23 protein-coding genes are annotated in these 20668 nt (G+C 73.5%); 8 read left to right on the top strand and 15 right to left on the bottom strand.

Annotated elements, in window-relative coordinates:
• Positions 1-244 precede the first annotated feature (244 nt).
• Positions 245-1390 (top strand): adenosine deaminase, encoded by a 1146-nt coding sequence (locus IEZ12_RS33855; RefSeq protein ID WP_189277727.1) that lies wholly within the window; start codon positions 245-247, stop codon positions 1388-1390.
• 206 nt (positions 1391-1596) lie between these two features.
• Positions 1597-2088, top strand: coding sequence for a hypothetical protein (locus IEZ12_RS33850; RefSeq protein ID WP_052509598.1), 492 nt, complete (start codon positions 1597-1599; stop codon positions 2086-2088).
• A 113-nt stretch (positions 2089-2201) separates the two neighbouring features.
• On the opposite strand, the gene IEZ12_RS33845 is transcribed toward IEZ12_RS33850, so the two are convergent.
• The 5 genes from IEZ12_RS33845 to IEZ12_RS33825 form a co-directional block, all read right to left on the bottom strand.
• Positions 2202-2384, bottom strand: a complete 183-nt coding sequence (locus IEZ12_RS33845; RefSeq protein ID WP_189277725.1) for a PspC domain-containing protein — start codon at positions 2382-2384, stop codon at positions 2202-2204.
• Positions 2385-2702: 318 nt separating this feature from the next.
• Positions 2703-3278 carry a VanZ family protein gene (locus IEZ12_RS33840; RefSeq protein ID WP_189277723.1) on the bottom strand — a complete coding sequence of 192 codons (576 nt, stop codon included), beginning with the start codon at positions 3276-3278 and terminating at the stop codon, positions 2703-2705.
• A gap of 49 nt (positions 3279-3327) precedes the next feature.
• Positions 3328-3645: a hypothetical protein gene (locus IEZ12_RS33835; protein WP_189277721.1), complete on the bottom strand. Its 318-nt coding sequence runs from the start codon at positions 3643-3645 to the stop codon at positions 3328-3330.
• Positions 3642-5144 carry an ATP-binding protein gene (locus IEZ12_RS33830; RefSeq protein ID WP_043914332.1) on the bottom strand — a complete coding sequence of 501 codons (1503 nt, stop codon included), beginning with the start codon at positions 5142-5144 and terminating at the stop codon, positions 3642-3644. Before IEZ12_RS33830 ends, IEZ12_RS33835 begins: the two co-directional genes overlap by 4 nt.
• A 28-nt stretch (positions 5145-5172) precedes the next feature.
• Complete coding sequence (locus IEZ12_RS33825; protein WP_100587346.1) at positions 5173-5850, bottom strand: response regulator; 678 nt, start codon at positions 5848-5850, stop codon at positions 5173-5175.
• Between the two features lie 270 nt (positions 5851-6120).
• Here IEZ12_RS33825 and IEZ12_RS33820 point away from each other — a divergent pair, with 270 nt between their 5' ends.
• Positions 6121-6939 carry a SigE family RNA polymerase sigma factor gene (locus tag IEZ12_RS33820; RefSeq protein WP_189277719.1) on the top strand — a complete coding sequence of 273 codons (819 nt, stop codon included), beginning with the start codon at positions 6121-6123 and terminating at the stop codon, positions 6937-6939.
• A 185-nt stretch (positions 6940-7124) separates the two neighbouring features.
• The gene (locus tag IEZ12_RS33815; protein ID WP_189277717.1) at positions 7125-7598 is read left to right on the top strand and encodes a DUF6328 family protein; all 474 of its coding nucleotides are present in this window, start codon (positions 7125-7127) and stop codon (positions 7596-7598) included.
• A 7-nt stretch (positions 7599-7605) separates the two neighbouring features.
• Here IEZ12_RS33815 and pth read toward each other — a convergent pair whose 3' ends face one another.
• From pth to deoC, 5 genes are all read right to left on the bottom strand, one after another.
• Positions 7606-8187, bottom strand: a complete 582-nt coding sequence (pth, locus tag IEZ12_RS33810) for an aminoacyl-tRNA hydrolase (protein ID WP_189277715.1) — start codon at positions 8185-8187, stop codon at positions 7606-7608.
• Positions 8188-8201: 14 nt separating this feature from the next.
• Positions 8202-8837, bottom strand: coding sequence for an ATP-binding protein (locus IEZ12_RS33805; protein WP_189277713.1), 636 nt, complete (start codon positions 8835-8837; stop codon positions 8202-8204).
• Between the two features lie 196 nt (positions 8838-9033).
• Positions 9034-9936 carry an aldehyde dehydrogenase family protein gene (locus IEZ12_RS33800; RefSeq protein WP_189277711.1) on the bottom strand — a complete coding sequence of 301 codons (903 nt, stop codon included), beginning with the start codon at positions 9934-9936 and terminating at the stop codon, positions 9034-9036.
• Entirely contained in the window at positions 9929-11431 is a 1503-nt protein-coding gene (locus IEZ12_RS33795; RefSeq protein WP_189277709.1) for an aldehyde dehydrogenase family protein, read from the bottom strand. The genes IEZ12_RS33800 and IEZ12_RS33795 overlap by 8 nt, the downstream gene beginning before the upstream one ends.
• 2 nt (positions 11432-11433) lie before the next feature.
• Entirely contained in the window at positions 11434-12420 is a 987-nt protein-coding gene (deoC, locus tag IEZ12_RS33790; RefSeq protein ID WP_189277707.1) for a deoxyribose-phosphate aldolase, read from the bottom strand.
• Positions 12421-12605: 185 nt separating this feature from the next.
• On the opposite strand from deoC, the gene IEZ12_RS33785 reads away from it, so the two are divergent.
• Positions 12606-13283, top strand: a complete 678-nt coding sequence (locus IEZ12_RS33785) for a TetR/AcrR family transcriptional regulator (RefSeq protein ID WP_189277705.1) — start codon at positions 12606-12608, stop codon at positions 13281-13283.
• A 4-nt stretch (positions 13284-13287) separates the two neighbouring features.
• Here the strand turns inward: IEZ12_RS33785 and metG are convergent, their stop codons facing one another.
• The 4 genes from metG to IEZ12_RS33765 all read right to left on the bottom strand — a co-directional run bounded on the left by metG (position 13288) and on the right by IEZ12_RS33765 (position 17255).
• Positions 13288-14997, bottom strand: a complete 1710-nt coding sequence (gene metG, locus IEZ12_RS33780; RefSeq protein ID WP_189277703.1) for a methionine--tRNA ligase — start codon at positions 14995-14997, stop codon at positions 13288-13290.
• A 185-nt stretch (positions 14998-15182) separates the two neighbouring features.
• Positions 15183-16382 (bottom strand): mannosyltransferase family protein, encoded by a 1200-nt coding sequence (locus IEZ12_RS33775; RefSeq protein ID WP_229848527.1) that lies wholly within the window; start codon positions 16380-16382, stop codon positions 15183-15185.
• 23 nt (positions 16383-16405) lie between these two features.
• Positions 16406-16762, bottom strand: coding sequence for a hypothetical protein (locus IEZ12_RS33770; RefSeq protein WP_189277701.1), 357 nt, complete (start codon positions 16760-16762; stop codon positions 16406-16408).
• Entirely contained in the window at positions 16749-17255 is a 507-nt protein-coding gene (locus IEZ12_RS33765; RefSeq protein WP_189277699.1) for a SigE family RNA polymerase sigma factor, read from the bottom strand. The genes IEZ12_RS33770 and IEZ12_RS33765 overlap by 14 nt, the downstream gene beginning before the upstream one ends.
• Positions 17256-17395: 140 nt before the next feature.
• Between IEZ12_RS33765 and IEZ12_RS33760 the strand changes: the two genes are divergently transcribed.
• The 3 genes from IEZ12_RS33760 to IEZ12_RS33750 all read left to right on the top strand — a co-directional run bounded on the left by IEZ12_RS33760 (position 17396) and on the right by IEZ12_RS33750 (position 19648).
• A complete protein-coding gene (locus IEZ12_RS33760) occupies positions 17396-18148 on the top strand; it encodes an ABC transporter ATP-binding protein (protein ID WP_189277697.1) in 753 nt (250 codons plus the stop codon).
• Positions 18145-18888 (top strand): ABC transporter permease, encoded by a 744-nt coding sequence (locus tag IEZ12_RS33755; protein ID WP_100587281.1) that lies wholly within the window; start codon positions 18145-18147, stop codon positions 18886-18888. Before IEZ12_RS33760 ends, IEZ12_RS33755 begins: the two co-directional genes overlap by 4 nt.
• Positions 18889-18979: 91 nt before the next feature.
• Complete coding sequence (locus IEZ12_RS33750; RefSeq protein ID WP_189277695.1) at positions 18980-19648, top strand: PH domain-containing protein; 669 nt, start codon at positions 18980-18982, stop codon at positions 19646-19648.
• Positions 19649-19705: 57 nt separating this feature from the next.
• On the opposite strand, the gene IEZ12_RS39645 is transcribed toward IEZ12_RS33750, so the two are convergent.
• Positions 19706-20668, bottom strand: a 963-nt coding sequence (locus IEZ12_RS39645) for a phosphohexomutase domain-containing protein (protein ID WP_505744232.1), incomplete at its 5' end; no start/stop codon positions are given.

The raw sequence follows: 20668 nt of genomic DNA, 5'->3' as shown, positions 1-20668 counted from the left end.
GGTGTGGGTTCCGCTTCGCGGTGTGGGTTCCGCTTCGCGGTGTGGGTTCCGCTTCGCGGTGTGGGTTCCGCTTCGCGCCCGGCCCGGAGTGCGACGCGTCCCCTCACCCCATCGGTGGCCGCGTTCCGCGACCTCGTGCTGTCGCGGCGGAGGCACCCTCGCTCAGGGCCGTGCGGGGGTTCCGCTTCCCCCCGGCGGGTGGGGCGCGTAGCTGATCTACGCGCGTAGGGGCTATGCTCCGGCAATGGAGAAGCAGATCACTCTCGCGGGCACGACGGCCCCGCGTGTTCCCACGGCGGAGCAGATTGCCCGCGCCCCCAAGGTTCTGTTGCACGACCACCTGGACGGTGGGTTGCGGCCGGAGACCATCGTCGAGCTGGCGGCGGACTGCGGCTACGAAGGGCTGCCGACCACCGACCCGGCGGAGCTCGGGGTGTGGTTCCGGGAGGCGGCGGACTCGGGGTCGCTGGAGCGGTACCTGGAGACGTTCGCGCACACGTGTGCGGTGATGCAGACCCGGGAGGCGCTGGTCCGGGTGGCGGCGGACTGCGCGGAGGACCTGGCGGCGGACGGCGTGGTGTACGCCGAGGTGCGGTACGCGCCGGAGCAGCACCTGGAGGCGGGGCTGACCCTGGACGAGGTGGTGGAGGCCGTCAACGAGGGCTTCCGGCTGGGCGAGGCGAACGCCCGGGCGCGCGGGCACCGGATCCGGGTCGGGACGCTGTTGACCGCGATGCGGCACGCGGCCCGTTCGCAGGAGATCGCCGAGCTGGCGAACCGCCACCGGGACCGCGGGGTGGTCGGGTTCGACATCGCCGGCGCGGAGGCCGGTCACCCGCCGACCCGGCACCAGGCCGCGTTCGACTACCTCAAGGGCGAGAACAACCACTTCACCATCCACGCCGGTGAGGCGTTCGGCCTGCCGTCGATCTGGGAGGCGGTGCAGTGCTGCGGCGCGGACCGCCTCGGTCACGGTGTGCGGATCGTCGACGACATCACGGTCGGCGAGGACGGCCGGGTGGAGCTCGGGCGGCTGGCCGCGTACGTGCGGGACAAGCGGGTGCCGCTGGAGATGTGCCCGACGTCGAACCTGCAGACCGGTGCGGCGGCGTCGTACGCCGAGCACCCGATCGGGCTGCTGGCGGGGCTGAAGTTCCGGGTCACCGTCAACACCGACAACCGGCTGATGAGCGGGACCAGCATGAGCCGCGAGTTCGGGCACCTGGTGGACGCGTTCGGCTACACGCTGGGCGACATGGAGTGGTTCACCGTCAACGCGATGAAGTCGGCGTTCCTGCCGTTCGACGAGCGGCTGGCGATGATCAACGACGTGATCAAGCCGGGGTACGCGGAGCTGAAGGCCGAGTGGCTGTTCGGTCCACGCGGCTGACGGTCCGTCGGCGGCGGGCTGCCCCCGAGTGGTCAACGTCCATGGAGATGGTCGGACTTATCACTCGGGGGAGTGGTCGGATTTTGAACCGGGCGTGGCGCTGTCACTACGGTGAGCCGGTCACTGCTGACTCGGTGTGACGGCCGTGCCCTGAATCCCCGGGCGTGCGACCCCGCACCGGCCCGACCAGGACTGAGGACGCACACATGAAGCAGGCCACTCTCAAGGCCGCCGGCACCGCCGTGCTCGGCGTTGTCGCCGCCGCCGTCGCCGCGGGCACCGCCTCCGCCGCGCCGGTCGCCCCCGGCGGCCTCGGACTGCCGACCGGCGCGCTCACCAACCCGGGTGTGACCGGTGCCGCCACCGGGGCCGTGAGCAAGCTGCCCGGCGCCGATCAGCTCGGCACCGTGACGGGCGCGCTCAACCCGGCCGCCGGCACCCCGGCCGCCGCCCCCGCGCCGGCCGCCGCCCCGGCCCAGGCCACGGAGCAGACCGCGCCGGTCGCCGAGCAGGTCGGCCCCGCCGGTGTCGACCCGCAGGCCGCGCCCGAGCACCGGGTGGGCGGCCTGGACGCCGTCCCGGGCGGCCAGGGCCTGGCCAAGACCCCGGTCGGCGGAGTGATCAGCACGCTGACCAGCCTGACCCCGACCGGCGGCGGCGCCCCCGGCCTGCCGGGCCTGCCCGGCGTGGGCGGCTGACGGCTCCGGCGAGGAGCAGAAGAACGGCCGAGGGGCCGTCCCGCAGCAGCGGGGCGGCCCCTTCGTCATGGGCGGTACGGGTGGCGTGGGCGTCATCGGGTGCCCCGGGCGGGTCACGGCTCCTGCGGGAGCAGCAGCCACAGCGCCAGGTAGATCAGGAACTGCGGGCCGGGCAGCAGGCAGGACGCCAGGAAGATGATCCGGACCGTCCACGGCGTGAACCCGAAGCGCCGGGCGATACCGGCGCAGACGCCGCCGATGACGCGGTGGTGACGGGGACGGGCGAGGGTGCTCATCTTCTCCTCCGAGGGGAGTGCTTCCGGGCCGGGCGGTCCGACCGGGGATGACTCCATCGTCGCGCCGCGACCTGCTGCTTTCCGTCCGCCGCGATGCCGATTCGGACCCGGAGCCGCTCCCCGTCCCGGGGTACGCCGACCTCGGGGTCGACTCCGGGGCGGACCCCGAGACCCGGCCCTCGGGATGCCGACTGAGCCGAACACCTGGAGCAGCCGGCGGGTCCGTGAGGGCGGTACCCGGATCGGCGGCGGTGCTGCACTTCCCGGCGGAGGACGCCGTCGACGGGCTCGCCGAGGACCGGACCGCGCCGCGGGCCCTCAGCGCCGCGGAGCCACCGGGGAGCCGAGCGTCCGGATCACGGGCGCCGCGACGGACCGCGGGCGCTGCTCCTTCGGGCCCCGGCGCGGCGTTGCGGCGCGCGGCGCCACGGCCGGGCGGCGCAGGGCGTGGGCGCGCAGCGGGGTGGCCAGGAGCAGGTGGGCGGCGGCGGCGCCGAGGGTGCCGAGGAGGATGTCGTCGACGTCGAGGACGTGGCCGGGGGCCCAGCCCTCAAGGATCTCCAGGGCGGTGGCGAGCAGGGCGGCGGCGCCGGTGGTGCGGAGGAAGGACAGCAGCCAGGACCGGTCGGGGCTGCCGACGGCGAGCGGGAGCAGCAGGCCCGCGGGGGCCAGCGGCAGGAGGCCGGAGGCGAGTGTGGCGGGCAGGGTGCGGTTGGTGAGCGCCTGGTGCACGGAGGCGAACGGGGTGAGATTGGACGGGCCGGTCCAGGCGGCGGTGACCGGGCGGAGGGCCAGCCAGACCAGCAGCAGGAGGTGGAGGGTCAGCAGCAGCCGGGCTGCCGTCCGGTACCGGTACGGCGCCGTCGTGCGGTCGGTTCGCGCAGTGGTGTGCACATTCCGGGGGACGCGCGCCGTACCGGCGGTGGTTCCGCCGTACGGGTGATCAGGGGCAGTGGCGGGCTGACGGCGCGCCGAACACCCCGGGCGCCGTCGCCGTCGGCGAGGGCGTGGCCGACGGCGTCGGGACCCGGCTCGGAGTGGCCTTCGCGGAAGCGGACGGGGACGCGGTCGGCGAGGTGGCGCCGGCCGACCCGGGCGCCGTCGGGGCGACCGGCATCAGGACGGGCGTGGGGCAGGCGGTGCGGCTGGCGGGTGCGCCGGCGTCGACCGGCACCGCGGTGGGGCGGATGCCGCAGCCGGTGAGCAGGGCCGTCGAGCCGGCCAGCAGGGCGACGGCGTGGAGGCGGCGGCGGGCGGTCATGGTGCTTCTTCCGGGCCGGGGGCGGGCGGTTGGGTGAGCGGCAGGGTGAGGGTGAACACGGCACCGCCCTCCGGGTTGTTGGCGGCGGTGATGGCGCCGCCGTGGATGAGGGCGTTGGCCTCGGCGATGGACAGGCCCAGGCCGCTGCCCTCGGAGCGGGCCCGGCCCTTGTCGGCCTTGTAGAAGCGGTCGAAGACGTGCGGCAGCACGTCCTCCGGGATGCCGGGGCCGCCGTCGGAGACGGACACCACCACGGTCTCGCCGTCCTGGCGGACCTTCACCTTCACCGGGGAGCCGCCGTGCTTGAGCGCGTTGCCGATCAGGTTGGCGAACACCACGTCCAGGCGGCGCGGGTCGACGACGGCCAGGATGCCGCGCGGGGCGTCCAGTTCGACGGCGTCGTACCAGGCCCGGCCGTCGATGCAGGACATGATCAGGTCGGCCATGTCGACCTCGTCGGCGACCAGCTTGGCGGTGCCGGCGTCGAACCGGGTCACCTCCATCAGGTTCTCCACCAGGTCGGACAGCCTGCGGGTCTCGGAGACCACGATCCGCACCGCCGGCTCGATCATCGGGTCGAGCGAGTCGGCCTCGTCCTCCAGGATGTCGGTGACGGCCGTCATCGCGGTCAGCGGGGTGCGCAGCTCGTGCGACATGTCGGCGACGAACCGCCGGGACTGCGCCTCGCGTGCGCTCAGCTCCGCGACCTGCTCCGACAGCGACTCCGCGGTGCGGTTGAACGTCCGCGCCAGGTCGGCGAGTTCGTCGTTGCCCTCGACGTCGAGCCGGGTGTCCAGCTCGCCCTCGCCGAGCCGCCGGGCGGCGTCGCCGAGCCGGCGCACCGGCCGCAGCACCGTCGCCGAGGCGCCCTGCGCGAGCAGCGCGGAGCCGACCAGCGCCAGCAGGGTGGCGATCGCCAGCGACCAGCCGAGGGTGTTCAGGTCGGCCCGCTCGTTCTGCAGCGACTTGAACATGTAGGCGGTCGGCCCGTCCGGCTCGACCTTCGTCCCGCCGACCACGTACGGCCCGGACAGGTTCACCCGCTGCCAGTACAGGTGGTACTGGTACGGGTTGCCCGGGCCGATCTCGCGCGGCTTGTTGACCGCGGTGACCAGCGCCGGCGGCACCTGCTTGGCGGTGAAGGCGATCGGGTCGGAGGAGGCGGTGCAGTCCGGCTGCGACGGGTCGACCACGACCACGTCGTACGCCAGGCCGGAACTCGCCACCTGCACCGCCAGCGACGACAGGTCCTGGCAGGTCGGGTGCAGCGGCAGCTGCGAGACGGTGCGGGTCAACGAGCCGCGGAAGTCGTTCAGGGAGGCGTTCTGGGCGCGCCTGAGCACCGCGTCGCGGTTCAGCCAGTAGGCGATCCCGGACGCGGACACGGCGGTCACCAGCGCGACCGCGGCGAACACCGCGATCAGCCGGACCCGCAAAGAGCTGAGCCGCTGCCAGGACACCGAACGGGCACGGTGCGGCGCGGACTGATGGTCGGTCAAAAAAGGCTCACCAGGCAGAAGGAGGGCGTCACGCGGGCGGGTCCAGACGGTAGCCGACCCCGCGGACGGTACGGATCAGCGTCGGCGCGGACGGCACGTCCTCGACCTTCGCCCGCAGCCGCTGCACGCACGCGTCCACCAGGCGGGAGTCGCCCAGGTAGTCGTGCTCCCAGACCAGCCGCAGCAGCTGCTGACGGGACAGCGCCTGCCCCGGGCGGCGGCTCAGCTCCAGCAGCAGCCGCAGCTCGGTCGGGGTCAGCTGGAGGTCCTGGCCGTCCTTGGTCACGGTCATCGCCGAACGGTCGATCACCAGGCCGCCGTACGCCGCGGAGTCCGAGCTCTCCCGCTCGCCGCGGCGCAGCACGGCCCGGATCCGGGCGTCCAGCACCCGTGGCTGCACCGGCTTCACCACGTAGTCGTCGGCGCCGGACTCCAGGCCGACCACCACGTCGATGTCGTCGGAGCGCGCCGTCAACAGGATGATCGGCAGCTGGTCGGTGCGCCGGATGCGCCGACACACCTCGAAACCGTCGATGCCCGGCAGCATCACGTCGAGCACGATCAGGTCCGGGCGCTGCTCCTTGAACAGGCGCAGACCGTCCTCGCCGGACGCGGCGGTGGCGACCCGGTGACCCTGGCGGGTGAGGGCGAGTTCGAGGCCCGTGCGAATGGCGTCGTCGTCCTCGATCAGAAGCAGGTAAGACACGGAGGTCATTGTGTCCCACCCTGACCCGGGAAACACCCACCCGGGTGATCCTGGCCCTCCCGGGAACCGGATCGGCCCGCTCCGGCGTCAGCCCTGTCGGAGCCGGCGACTGCCCGGAAACGGGTGTCCTTGTGACAGCCCTGTGACAGTCGACAGACACCGCCATGACGAGCGCCCGGCAGGATTTTCCTTGTCGCCGCGACAGACACCGGGCCCGGCCCGGAGCGGCGACGAGCAAGGAACCGCTCGTACCGACCATGGGGGTGCCCGATGACCGCAACGCTGACGACCCGAAACGCCGGGCCGCGTGCAGCCGTGCTGGGCACCAACCGGCCGCGTCACGAGGAGGAGAACGCCGGCGCCGTCGTCGTACGGGGGTGCACGCACAGCGCCGGAACCCGCCGCCCGGTCGTGGGGACCAGGAGCGGGGACACCACCCACGGCCGGCTGGGGAGCCAGGCCGCGGGCCGGATGCTGCGGCTCGCGCCGCAGACCTTCCGGGGGGAGCAGGCCGACCAGGGAGGCGCGCAGGGCGAGCAGCCGGCCGCCGTGACGGACGAGGCGCGCGACATCGCCGAGTTCACCGCGTACGTGCGTGAGCGCCGCGCCTCCCTGTACGCCACCGCCTACCACCTGACCGGCGACCGCCACGAGGCCGAGGACCTGCTGCAGTCCGCGCTGTTCTCCACCTACCGCGCCTGGGGCCGGATCACCGACAAGGCCGCGGTCGGCGGTTACCTCCGCCGCACCATGACCAACCTGCACATCTCGGCCTGGCGCCGCCGCAAGGTCAACGAGTACCCGACCGAGGAACTCCCCGAGCACGCCGGCGACACCGACGCCATGGGCGGCACCGAACTGCGCACCGTGCTCTGGCAGGCGCTCGCCAAGCTGCCCGAGAACCAGCGGACCATGCTCGTGCTGCGCTACTACGAGGGCCGCACCGACCCGGAGATCGCCGACATCCTCGGCATCAGCGTCGGCACCGTGAAGAGCTCCATCTGGCGCGCGCTGCGCCGGATGCGCGAGGACGAGCAGCTCAACCGCTCCGGCGACACCGTGCACGCCTTCGGCGAGCTGGTCGCCTGAGCGACACGACTCCCGTCGGGGGACGGGTGGTGGGGGAAGGTGCTGGACGACGGCGGACCGCTCTGGGGGGAGCGTCCGCCGGGGGCCGTCCGGCGCCGCAGGCGAAGGCGGGCCCCGGTGCGGGGGAGAAAGCACCGGGGCCCGCCTCCGTCGTCTCCCGGCCCGCCGACCGCCACAATGAGCGGATGGACGACCCCGTGGCGGAATCCCCGCAGGCCCGCGCCGACCGGCGGCTGGTCGAGATGCTCCAGGAACTGCGGGTGCTGCAGACCGGCGTGCAGATCGTCTTCGCGTTCCTGCTCGGCGTCGCCTTCACCCCGCGGTTCGCCGAACTCGACGACGCCCGGCAGGACCTGTACGTGGTGGTGCTGCTGCTCACGGTGGTCGCCGCCGCCGTGCTCGCCACGCCCGTCGCCCTGCACCGCGGCCTGTTCCGCCACCCCAAGCGGACCAGGATCGTCAAGGTCTCCGCCCGGATCGCCCAGGTCGGCCTGGTCCTGCTGGCGATGGCGCTCAGCGGCGCCGTCCTGCTGGTGCTCGCCGTGGTCCTCGGCTTCCCGATGGCCATTCCGATCACCGCGGTGATCGCGCTGCTCTTCGGCGGCCTCTGGTTCGTGCTGCCCTGGCTGGTCCGCCGCGGCGTGCCCGACGAGGGCTGACCCGACGTCAGTGCGCGTCGGCGGTGTGCAGCACGTCCTGGGCGCGGTTCAGGCCGCGCAGCACGAACGCCTCGACGGCGTCCGCGCAGCGGTCCAGCAGATCCGGCATCCGCTGCTGCTCCTGCTCGGAGAAGCGGTCCACCACGAAGTCGCTCACCCTGACGCCCTTCGGCGGCCGGCCCACGCCCACCCGCAGCCGCGCGTAGTCGGCGGTGCCCAGCGCCGTGTGCACCGAACGGGCGCCGTTGTGGCCGCCCGGGCCTCCGCCGCGCTTCAACCGGGCCGCGCCGAACGGGAAGTCCAGGTCGTCCTGGATCACCAGCAGCCGCTCCACCGGCACCTGGTGACGGCGCAGCAGCGCCGCGACCGGGCGTCCCGACAGGTTGATCGACCACTGCGGCTCGGCCAGCAGCACGGTGCGGCCGTCGAGGGCGAACGAGGCGGTGCGGGTGGTCACCCCGCGCCAGCGGGCGCCGTGGCGCTCGGCCAGCCGGTCCGCCACCAGGAAGCCCGCGTTGTGCCGCGTCCCCGCGTACCGGCGGGTCGGATTGCCCAGCCCGGCCACCAGCCAGCGCTCGTCCACCGCCACGTCCCCCTTGTGTCTCAGACCAGTTCGGCGGGCAGTTGGCGGGCCACCGCGGCGATCCGGCGGCCGGCCTCGACGCCCGAGCAGGCGTACGAGCCCAGTTCGACCTGGCGGGCGACGATGCCGCGCTCGGCGTGCATCAGGCGCAGGCCGCGGCGCAGCAGGTAGGGGATCGACTTGCGGCCCTCGCGGACGTCCCGGCGGAAGCGCCGCCAGGCCGTGGTGGACGGCTTGTTGCGCAGGCACAGGGCGTCGCCGAGCAGGCCCTCGGCCTGGCAGCGGCGGACCAGTTCGGCCGCGAAGATGCCCTCCGCGACGAACGCCGCCGCGCCGTCCAGCTCCAGCGTGCGGCTGCCGGAGCGGCCGTTCGCGGGGATCGAGTACACCGGCACCTCGGCCCGCCCGTCGAAGGCGAGCGTCCGGATCGCCGCCAGCGCCTGCTCGCCGTGCCAGGAGTCCGGCGAGTCCCAGTCCGGTCCGCCGCCGTCCGGCAGTTGCGGCAGCGTCGGGTCGTCGCCGTCCTTGTAGAAGTCGTCGAGCTGGAGCACCGGCAGGCCGCTGCGCTCGGCCAGCGAGGACTTCCCCGACCCGGAGGGGCCCGACAGCAGGATGACGCGGGATATCGGTCGGCGGTTCAGCGGGGAGTCACTCACGAGATACCAGTCTGACGCATCCGACGGGCTGGTCGTAACCCGCCGGTCGGCCCCGATTCGAGTGCGAGGGCATGAGGACGGGCCCGCACCAGGGGGGGGAGAAGTGCGGGCCCGTCGCGGCCGCCCGGGCCCCCGGGGGGGGTAGGGGCGCTGAGGGCGGCCGGTCTGTGTGGAGTTGGCCGGTCGGGCCGGGCTGCTAGATGCCCATCGGGTGCCAGACCGTCTTGGTCTCCAGGAAGGAGAGCAGTCGCCCGGTGCCGGGGGAGGCCGTCCAGTCCACGGCGGACGGGTCGGCGGCCGGTCGGACCACTCGCTTCAATGTATCCGCCGCCGACGCCTCCAGGGCGGCCGCCGCGCCGGGTCCTTCCAGGTCGATCGCCCCGGCCAGGTCGAGGGCGTTGACGTCCTGGTGGGAGGCCAGCGTGGGGGCGATGTCCGCGGTGCGGCCGGAGATCAGGTTGACCACGCCGCCCGGCACGTCGGAGGTGGCGAGCACCTCGCCCAGCGACAGCGCCGGCAGCGGGGCCTGCTCGGCCGCCGCCACCACCACGGTGTTGCCGGTGGCGATCGCCGGAGCGACCACCGACACCAGGCCGAGCAGCGAGAAGCCGTGACCGGTGCGCGGCGCGACCACGCCGACCACGCCGGTCGGCTCCGGGGTGGACAGGTTGAAGAACGGACCGGCCACCGGGTTGGCGCCGCCCGCGATCTGCGCGACCTTGTCGGTCCAGCCCGCGTACCAGACCCAGCGGTCGATCGCCGCGTCCACCAGCGCCGCCGCCTTCTTGGCGCCCAGCCCCTCGGCGGCCGCCACCTCGGCGGTGAACTGCTCGCGGCGGCCCTGCAGCATCTCCGCGACCCGGTACAGCACCTGGCCGCGGTTGTACGCGGTGGTGCCCGACCAGCCCTTCACGGCCGCGCGGGCCGCCAGCACGGCGTCCCGGGTGTCCTTGCGGGTGCCCAGCGGGGCGTTGGCCAGCCACTGGTCCTTCGTGTCGGTCACCTCGTACACCCGCCCGCTCTCCGAGCGCGGGAACTTCCCGCCGACGTACAGCTTGTAGGTCTTGAAGACCTCGATCCGCATGGCAGTCTCAGACATCGAGGGCCTCGACATTCAGGTAGGGCTCCAGACCGTGGCGGCCGCCCTCGCGGCCGTAACCGGACTCCTTGTACCCGCCGAACGGCGAGGTCGGGTCGAACTTGTTGAAGGTGTTCGCCCACACCACGCCCGCGCGGAGCCGGTTCGCCATCCACAGGATGCGCGAGCCCTTCTCCGTCCAGATGCCCGCGGACAGGCCGAACGGGGTGTTGTTGGCCTTCTCCACGGCCTCGGCCGGGGTGCGGAAGGTCAGCACCGACAGCACCGGCCCGAAGATCTCCTCGCGGGCGATCCGGTGCGCCTGCGAGACGCCGGTGAACAGGGTGGGGCGGAACCAGTAGCCCGCGCCCGGCAGTTCGCACTCCGGCGCCCAGCGCTCGGCGCCCTCCTGCTCGCCCGCGGCGGCCAGCTCGGTGATCCGGGCCAGCTGCGCGGCCGAGTTGATCGCGCCGATGTCGGTGTTCTTGTCCAGCGGGTCGCCGACCCGCAGGGTGCCCATCCGGCGCTTCAGCGCGTCCAGCAGCTCGTCCTGGATCGACTCCTGCACCAGCAGGCGGCTGCCCGCGCAGCACACGTGGCCCTGGTTGAAGAAGATGCCGTTGACGATGCCCTCGACGGCCTGGTCCAGCGGCGCGTCGTCGAACACGATGTTCGCGGCCTTGCCGCCGAGCTCCAGCGAGAGCTTCTTGCGGGTGCCGGCGATCTGCTTGGCGATCGCCCGGCCGACCGGGGTGGAGCCGGTGAAAGCGACCTTGTTCACGTCCGGGTGCGCGGTCAGCGCGGCGCCGGTGCGGCCGTCACCGGTGACGATGTTCACCACACCGTCCGGCAGGCCCGCCTGGCGGCAGATCTCGGCGAACCGCAGAGCCGTCAGCGGGGTGGTCTCGGCGGGCTTCAGCACCACCGTGTTGCCGGTGGCCAGCGCCGGGGCGACCTTCCACGCCAGCATCAGCAGCGGGAAGTTCCACGGGATCACCTGCGCGGCGACGCCCAGCGGGCGCGGGTTCGGCCCGAAGCCGGCGAAGTCGAGCTTGTCGGCCCAGCCCGCGTAGTAGAAGAAGTGCGCGGCGACCAGCGGCAGGTCGACGTCGCGGGTCTCCCGGATCGGCTTGCCGTTGTCGATCGACTCCAGGACGGCCAGCTCGCGGCTGCGCTCCTGGACGATCCGGGCGATCCGGAACAGGTACTTGGCGCGCTCGCTGCCCGGCAGCGACGACCAGCCGGCGAACGCCTTCCGGGCGGCCGCCACCGCACGGTCCACGTCCTCCTCGGTGCCCTGCGCGAACTCCGCCAGCACCTGCTCGGTCGCCGGGTTGACGGTCTTCAGCGCCTCCGAGCCGGAGGAGTCGACGAACCGGCCGCCGATGAAGTGGCCGTAGGACGTCGCGATCTCGCCCGCGGCGGCCGGGGACTCGGGCGCGGGGGCGTACTCGAACAGGCCGGAGGGCTTCGCGGGCTGTACGGGCTGCGCGGTCTTCTTGTCGGTCTTCGCCATGGTCAGTCCACCGTCACGTAGTCGGGACCGGAGTACCGGCCGGTGCGCAGCTTCTGGCGCTGCATCAGCAGGTCGTTCAGCAGGCTGGACGCGCCGAACCGGAACCAGTGCGGGCTCAGCCAGTCGTCGCCCAGCGTCTCGTTCACCATCACCAGGTACTTCATCGCGTCCTTGGTGGTGCGGATGCCGCCGGCCGGCTTCACGCCGACCTGCGTGCCGGTGGCCGCGCGGAAGTCCCGCACCGCCTCCAGCATCAGCAGCGTCACCGGGGGAGTGGCGTTCACCGCGACCTTGCCGGTGGACGTCTTGATGAAGTCCGCGCCCGCGATCATCGCCAGCCAGGACGCGCGGCGGACGTTGTCGTACGTCTGCAGCTCACCGGTCTCGAAGATCACCTTCAGGTGGGCGGAGCTGCCGTCGGGACGCCTGCACGCCTCCTTGACGGCGCGGATCTCCTCGAAGACCTCCAGGTAGCGGCCGGAGAGGAACGCGCCCCGGTCGATCACCATGTCGATCTCGTCGGCGCCCGCGGCGACCGCCTCCGCGGTGTCCGCCAGCTTCACGGGCATCCCGGCCCGGCCGGACGGGAACGCGGTGGCCACCGACGCCACCTGGATGTCGCTGCCGCGCAGCGCGGTCTTCGCGGTTTCGACCATGTCCGGATACACGCAGATCGCCGCGACCTGCGGAGCGGTGCGGTCGGTCGGGTCCGGGTTCAGGCCCTTCGCGCACAGCGAGCGGACCTTGCCGACCGTGTCCGCGCCCTCCAGCGTGGTCAGGTCGATCATCGAGATGGCGAGATCGATGGCGAAGGCCTTGGCGGTGGTCTTGATCGACCGGGTGCCGAGAGTCGCTGCGCGCGCCTCCAGGCCCACCTGGTCGACCCCGGGCAGGCCGTGCAGGAAGCGGCGCAAGGTGGCCTCGGACGCCGCGACGTCCGCGAGGCCGCCGCCCGGGGCGCCGGGGGCGTTGGCTGCAAGAGTGGACATAGTCACCAGAGCAGCATATCTACGCGCGTAGGCGAATGGTAGGCGGGGCGTGCATTCAGGGGCCCGGGGAACGGCGGGGTCGAGTCTGCGGGTGGTCGGGGACAGCGGAGGGTCGTGTTGCTGGCGGTGAAAGACAGGAACCAAAAACGGCGGAACGCACAGCGCCCTGTTGATCATCCGCAGACATGCCCTCGCCGTTCTCCCCCAGCCCTGGCGGGCCGGGAGGTGCCCCCACGAGCCCCTGTCGGGGCTCCCTGGTGGTGCACCATTTGAGGGTGAGTGAAGCGAAAGCAAGGGGCCGGCGGCCCGGGGGTGAGGACACCCGGGGGGCGGTGCTGGCGGCGGCGCGGGCCGAATTCGCGGCGCGTGGGTACCAGAAGGCCGGCATGCGGGCGATCGCTCGGGCGGCGGGGGTGGACGCGGCGCTGCTGCACCACTACTTCGGGAGCAAGGACCGGCTGTTCATGGCCGCGTTGGAGTTCCCGTTCGAGCCGCGCGCCGTGGTCGAGAAGGTCTTCGAGGGCGACCCGGCGTCAGCCGGCGAGCGGGTGGCGGCGTTCGTGCTGGAGCTGTGGGAGCAGCCGCCGGTGCGCGAGCGGTTGCTCGCGCTGGTGCGGACGGCGGCCGCCAGCGAGGAGGTGGCGGCGCTGATGCGGTCGTTCATGGTGACCGAGCTGGTCGACCGGGTGGCGGCCCGACTGGACGTCGAGCAGCCGGAATTGCGGGTGGAGCTGGTGATGTCGCAGATCGTCGGCCTGGCGATGGCCCGGTACGTGATCGCGGTGGAGCCGCTCGCCTCGGCGCCCCCGGAGGTGCTGGCCCCGTTGCTGGGGCGCACCGTCCAGGGGTACCTGACGGGCTGACGGGTCAGGCCTGGCCGCCGCCGAAGCGCTCGGTCCAGGCGGCGAGGTCCTCGTCGGTGATCTTGGCGAACAGCACCGGCGGCACGGTGAAGCCGGTGCCGGCCGGGACCAGGGAGAGCGCCCGGGCCTCGTCGGCGGAGATCCAGGTGCGGGTGTCGCCGTCGAGCGCGAAGGACTCGCGGACGGTGCGGGCCGCGGTCGGGATGAACGGCTCGGAGACCACCGAGTACAGGTGGATCAGGTTGATCGCGGTGCGCAGGGTGCGGGCCGCGGCCTCCGGGTCGGTCTTGATCTGCGTCCAGGGCGCGGTGACGTCGAGGTAGGCGTTGCCGGCCGACCAGAGCGCGCGCAGCGCCTGCGCAGCCTTGCGGAAGTTGAGCGCGTCCAGCTGGGCCTCGTACTCGGCGAGCAGGTCGGCGATCTGCGCGCCGAGCGCGATCTCGGTCTCGCTGTTCTCGGCGCCGGCCGGGACCTCGTCGCCGAAGCGCTTGCGGCTGAAGGACAGCACGCGGTTGACGAAGTTGCCGAGGGTGTCGGCGAGGTCCTTGTTGACGGTGGCCGCGAACAGGTCCCAGGTGAAGCTGGAGTCGTCGGACTCGGGGGCGCTCGCCATCAGGTAGTAGCGCCAGTAGTCGGCGGGGAGCAGTTCGAGCGCGACGTCGGTGAAGATGCCGAGCTTCTGGCTGGTGGAGAACTTGCCGCCGTAGTACGTCAGCCAGTTGAAGGCCTTGACGTAGTCGACCTTCTTCCAGGGCTTGCGCGAGCCGAGGATGGTGGCGGGGAACATCACCGTGTGGAACGGGACGTTGTCCTTGGCCATGAACTCGGTGTAGCGGACGGTGTCGTCGGCCTCGTACCACCAGGAGCGCCAGTCGCCGCCGGTCGCGTCGGCCCACTCCTTGGTGGCGCCGATGTACTCGATCGGGGCGTCGAACCAGACGTAGAAGACCTTGCCCTCGGCGGCCAGCTCGGGCCACACGTCGGCGGGGACGGGGACGCCCCACTCCAGGTCGCGGGTGATGGCGCGGTCCTGCAGGCCCTCGGTGAGCCACTTGCGGGCGATCGAGGAAGCCAGCACCGGCCAGCTGTCGCCGTTCGCGTCGATCCAGGCCTCGACCTCGTCGGTGAGCTTGGACTGGAGCAGGAACAGGTGCTTGGTCTCCCGGACCTCCAGCTCGGAGCTGCCGCTGATCGCCGAGCGCGGCTCCAGCAGGTCGGTCGGGTCGAGCACCCGGGTGCAGCTCTCGCACTGGTCGCCGCGGGCCTTGTCGTAGCCGCAGTGCGGGCAGGTGCCGACGATGTAGCGGTCGGGCAGGAAGCGGCCGTCGGCGATCGAGTAGACCTGGCGGATCGCCCGCTCCTCGATGAAGCCGTTGGCGTGCAGCTCGCGGGCGATCTCCTGGGTGATCTCCCGGTTCTGCGGCGAGGACGAGCGGCCGAACCAGTCGAAGGACAGCTGGAAGCCGTCGTAGATGGCCTTCTGCTGGTCGTGCGCCCGGGCGCAGAACTCGGCGACCGGCAGCCCGGCCTCCTGGGCGGCCAGCTCGGCCGGGGTGCCGTGCTCGTCGGTGGCGCAGATGTACAGCACCTCGTGGCCGCGCTGGCGCAGGTAGCGGGAGTACACGTCCGCCGGGAGCATCGACCCGACCATGTTGCCCAGGTGCTTGATCCCGTTGATGTAGGGAAGCGCGCTGGTGATCAACTGCCGAGTCATCCTGGGGAACTCCGATGCTCTCCGGCGGGCACGCGGCGGTGCCCGCGAGCGGGTGTCGAGGGCCGGTCCGCGACGCGTTCTCAGCGGCCGCCCGGCCGCCGCAATCGTACCGAACCGGCCCGCTGTCGCCGCACCGCTTATTGCGGGGCTGTCAAGCCCCGTGACGGGGGCGATCCGACGACGGGTCAGATCGCGTACCGCCAGGCGGTGAGCAGGTACGCGCCGTACCAGCAGCCGAACAGGGCGGCGCCGGCGAGGACGGCGATCCGGGTGCTGCGGCGGGCCCGGGCGAGGGCGCCGGCGGCGGGGAGCAGGAAGAGCAGCGCGGGGGCCAGCAGGCGCGGCTTGCAGTGGTAGTAGTTGCTCTGCGCCAGGGTCAGCACCACCACCGTCGCGCCGTAGACCAGCAGCGGCGGCCAGGTGGTGCGGCGGACGGCCAGGGCGGTGCCGAGCAGGTGGGCGAGGATCAGGACGGCGATCGAGACCGGGACCCAGCCCTCGCCGGTCTGCAGGGTGCGGGTCAGGAACTCCCACAGCGAGGCGCCCCAGTCCCAGTGGGTGTCCCAGCCGGCCCGCTGGACGGCGAACCAGGCGTCGGCGTCGCCCAGCCGGTCGGCGACCCACCACAGGTACAGCGGGGTGCTGGTGCAGGCCAGCGCGGTGGCGATGAGCGGGCCGGGGAGCAGGCGGCGCTCGCGGCGCAGTTCGAGCAGGGCGGCGACGGCGAGCGCGGCGACCACGGCGAGGCCGGCCGGGCGGGTCAGCCCGGCGAGGAAGGCGAACAGGCCGGCGGCGGGCCAGGCGCGGCGGTGCGCGGCGAGCAGCGCGGCGGCGGCGGTGGCCAGCAGCAGCGACTCGCTGTAGGCCATGAAGAACACCAGGGACATCGGCTGCGCGGCGGCCAGCAGCACCAGGACCACGGTGGCGGTCCGCCGGGTGTACAGCCGGCTCACCAGCCGGTGGATCGTCACCAGGGCGGCCAGCAGCGCGAGTTGGGCGGTGACGATGCCGGAGACCGACCAGCTCAGGCCGGTCGCCGCGTGCACGAGGCGGACCAGGATCGGGAACAGCGGGAAGAAGGCCAGGTCGTTGCCGGTCAGCTCGCCCTCGGGCGTGTAGCTGTAGGCGTCGGGGTAGCCGGCGGAGGCTATCTCCAGGAAGTGCCGCCCGTCCCAGGCGGTCAGCCGGTCGGTCAGCGTGGTGCCGGGCCGGGTGATCATCGCGGCCAGCAGCGTCAGGTGCAGGACCAGCGCGCCCGCGTACACCGCCAGGGCCGGGCCGGCCGCGTGCCACAGCCGGGCCAGTGGCTCCGGGAGCGCGGATGCGGGGCGCGGGGGCGGCGGGGCGATGGGCGTCGGGCGGTCGGTCAGGGCGGTGGTCGGCATCGGGGGTCCTGGTCGGTCGGGGATCAGGGCTGCGGGTGGGTGGTGCTGGCGATCGGCCGCGACGGCGGGGGCGAGGTGGCGGCGCCGTAGGGCGGGGTGCGGGTCGGGCTCGGGGCGAGGGTGGCGGACGGGGTGGGCGTCCGGACGGTCGCCGGGGCGTCGGCCGGTCCGACGGGACGGGGCGGGCGGTCGGGGGCGAGCGTGACGCCGACGGTGATCGCCAGACAGGCGGTGACGGTCAGGGTCGCGCCGACCCGGACCCGGCGGCGCCGGCGGCCGCGGGCGGCGACCTGTCGGGCGGGCGGGGCGAAGGTGCGGGCGGAGGCGGCGTCGGCGGCTGTCCGCAGTACGGCCGCCAGTCTCGGGTCAGGGGAGTGCATCGATGTTCTCCTCGGCCTCGGAGGGGGTGTCGAGGTGCTGGGCGAGGGCGGCCCGGGCCCGGGACAGGTGGGCCTTGACGGTGCCGGGGGCCATGCCGGTCTCGTCGGCGATCCGGTCCAGCGGCAGGTCGCAGACGTAGAACAGGGCGGCGCACAGGCGCTGGCGTTCGGACAGCCGGCGCAGCGCGGCGGCCAGATCGACGGCGCCCGGGTCGGGCCCGGCCACGTCGGCGGGTTCGCCGTGCCGCCGCCAGGCCCGGGCGGCGGTGCGGGCCCGCCGCCAGCGGCTGATCGCCAGGCGGCCCGCGACGGTGCGAACCCAGGCTTCGGGCGCGTGGTCGCGGTCGAGGGAGCGGCGGTGGCCCCAGGCGCGGACGAAGGCCTCCTGGACCACGTCCTGCGCCTCGTGGAGGTCGCCGGTGACGAGGTACAGCTGGCCGGTGAGCCGGCGGACCGAGTGGCTGTAGAAGTCGGTGAACTCCTCCTCGGTCATCGGTCGGCTCCTTGCAGGTCGGTTGCTTACCTGTCGCTACGAACGGGAGCGGTCGTCCGGTTGACGTGGGTGACGCAGCTCACGGCGAGGGGTGTCGGCGGCCTTGACGGGCTTCGCCGCCCGGGCACAGAATTCATCGCATGATGAATTCCCCGGCGGGGTCGGCGGACGACCCCGCGATCCGGATCACCGGACTCGTCGTGCGGCGCGGCGGCGCCACCGTGCTGCCCGGCCTCGACCTGGACGTCCCCCGCGGCACCGTCACCGGCCTGCTCGGCCCCAGCGGCTGCGGCAAGACCACCCTGCTGCGCGCCGTCGTCGGCGTGCAGCGCACCGCCGCCGGCACCGTCACCGTGCTCGGCAGCCCGGCCGGCAGCGCCGCCCTGCGCGACCGGGTCGGCTACGTCACCCAGGCGCCCTCCGTCTACGGCGACCTGACGGTCGGCGAGAACCTCGACTACTTCGCCGCCGTCCTCGGCGCCCCGCGCACCGACCCCGACCGGGTGATCGAACAGGTCGGCCTGGACGCCCACCGCCGCACCCCCGTCGCCCGGCTCTCCGGCGGCCAGCGCGCCCGGGTCTCGCTCGCCGCCGCCCTGCTCGGCCGACCCGAACTGCTGATCCTCGACGAACCCACGGTCGGCCTCGACCCGGTGCTGCGCCGCGACCTCTGGCAGCTGTTCGCCGACCTCGCCCGGGCCGGCGCCACCCTGCTGGTCTCCAGCCACGTGATGGACGAGGCCACCCGCTGCGACCGCCTGCTGCTGATGCGCGACGGCCGGCTGCTCGCCCACGACACCCCCGCCGCGCTGCTCGCCGCCACCGGCGCGAGCGACGTCGAGAGCGCCTTCCTCACCCTCGTGCAGCAACACCCGCAGGAGACCGTCCGATGAGCGCCGCCGCCCGCCGCACCCTGGCCACCGCCCGCCGCGTCCTCGCCCAGCTGCGCCACGACCCGCGCACCGTCGCCATGCTGCTGGCCGTGCCCTGCCTGCTGCTGGTGCTGCTCAAGTACATGTACGACCGGCAGCCCGGCACCTTCGACCGGATCGGCCCCGAGCTGCTCGGCGTCTTCCCGCTGATGGTGATGTTCCTGGTCACCTCGGTGGCGATGCTGCGCGAACGCACCACCGGCACCCTGGAGCGGCTGCTCACCATGCCGCTCGGCCGGCTCGACCTGCTGCTCGGCTACGCCCTCGCGTTCGGCCTGGTCGCCCTGGTGCAGGCCGCGCTGGCCTCCGCCCTCACCATCGGCCTGCTCGGCCTCCAGGTGGCCGGACCCACCTGGCTGGTGTTCGCCGTCGCGCTCGCCGACGGACTGCTCGGCATGGCCCTCGGCCTGCTGGTCTCCGCGTTCGCCGCCACCGAGTTCCAGGCCGTCCAGTTCCTGCCCGCCGTGCTGCTGCCGCAGCTGCTGCTGTGCGGACTGTTCGTGCCCCGCGCCGACATGGCCCCCGCCCTGCGGGTGATCTCCGACGTGCTGCCGCTCTCCTACGCCGTCGACGCGATGGGCCGGATCACCGCGCGGAGCGGCGTCGACGGACAGGTGGTGGCCGACCTCGCGGTGGTGGCCGGCAGCGCGCTGCTCGCCCTCGCCCTCGGCGCGGCCACGCTGCGCCGCCGCACCGCCTGAACGCCCCAGGTCACGGGACGGATCATTCGTGACCGTCCCGTGGCCCCGTCGCCATTGGGGACGGCCCCGACCCTGGGGCAGAATCGACGCCATGACCGAATCCGACCGGACACCCGACCAGGGGTCCGCCGCCGACGGGCCCAAGTACGCCGACCGCGTCCACCGCTCCGTCCCCGGCGTCATCGCGGGCGTCATGCTGCTCGGAGTCGCCGGCTGGCTGATCATCGACGCCGTCGTCTCCGGCACCGGCGCCACCCCGTGGGTCGCGCTCGCCGCCGCGCCCGTCTTCGTCTTCCCGGTGGCCGCCTACACGCTGCGGCCCGTGGTGAAGTCCAACGACCAGCGGCTGCTGGTCCGCAACCCGCTGCGCACCGTGGTCGTGCCGTGGGCCAGCGTGGAGGGGCTGAGGGCCGGCTACTCGGTCGAACTCTTCGCCGGCGGACGCAAGTTCCAGGTCTGGGCGGTTCCGGTCTCGATCCGCCAGCGCAAGAAGGCCACCCGCCGCGCGGCCAGGGCCGCCGCCCAGGGCGACCCGGCGCTGCCCAAGGCCCGCACCAAGCAGACGTCCACCCGCCCCGACCAGCTCGACCCGACCCGCGCCTGGTCCGACGCGGTGGTCGCCTCCCTCCAGGAGCAGGCCGAGCGCTACGCCCGCAACCCCGGCGCCACCGGCGAGGTCCGGACCACCTGGTGCTGGTGGGTGATCGCCCCCACCCTGGCGGGCCTGGTCGCCCTGGTCTCGGTCGTCGCCGCGACCTGACGACGGCACGCAGAGGGCCCCGGGACTCCTCCCGGGGCCCTTTTCCGTTGCCGGGGGTCAGACGAGGCCGGCGGCGGCCGCCAGGTCCTGCTTGAGGGCGGTCAGCAGGGCGTGGGCCTGTTCGCGGGCGGCGGGGAGGTCCTCCCGGGCCGCGACCGGGAGGACGGCCTCCAGGTAGCACTTGAGCTTGGGCTCGGTGCCGGACGGGCGGACCACGATCCGGGCGGAGCCGACCGCGGGCCCGGTGAGGACGTAGCGCAGGCCGTCGGTCGGCGGCAGCTCGGGCGTGCCGGCGGTGAGGTCGTCGGCGCGGGCGACGGTGAGGCCGGCCAGTTCGACGGGGGGCTTGTCGCGCAGGGTGCGCATCGCCTCGGCGATGACGGAGAGGTCGTCGACGCGGACCGAGAGCTGGTCGGTGGCGTGCAGGCCGTGCGCGAGGGCGAGGTCGTCCAGCAGGTCGGCGAGGGTGCGGCCGTCGCGCTTCAGGCCGGCGGCGAGCTCGGCCATCTGCAGGGCGGCGGTGATGCCGTCCTTGTCGCGCACGCCGTCCGGGTCGACGCAGTAGCCGAGCGCCTCCTCGTAGCCGTAGCGGATGCCCTCGGCGCGGGAGATCCACTTGAAGCCGGTGAGGGTCTCCGCGTAGCCGAGGCCGGCCGCGGCGGCGATCTTCCCGAGCAGGGTGGAGGAGACGATGGTGGTGGCGAAGACGCCGCTCGCGCCCTTGGCGGCGAGGGCCGCGCCGAGCAGCGCGCCGACCTCGTCGCCGCGCAGCATCCGCCAGTCGCCGTCGGCGGTGGGGACGGCGACGGCGCAGCGGTCCGCGTCCGGGTCGTTGGCGATCACCAGGTCGGGGCGGGCGGCGCGGGCGGTGGCGAACGCCAGGTCCATCGCGCCGGGCTCTTCCGGGTTGGGGAAGGCGACGGTCGGGAAGCCCGGGTCGGGCTCGGCCTGTTCGGCGACCACGGTCGGCGCGGGGAAGCCGGCCCGCTCGAACGCGGCCAGCAGCACGTCGCGGCCGAC

Source organism: Kitasatospora griseola (assembly GCF_014648555.1).
GTDB classification, from domain to species: domain Bacteria; phylum Actinomycetota; class Actinomycetes; order Streptomycetales; family Streptomycetaceae; genus Kitasatospora; species Kitasatospora griseola.
The sequence above is the reverse complement of the archived record's forward strand: the minus strand, read 5'-3'. Positions and strand labels throughout refer to the sequence as shown.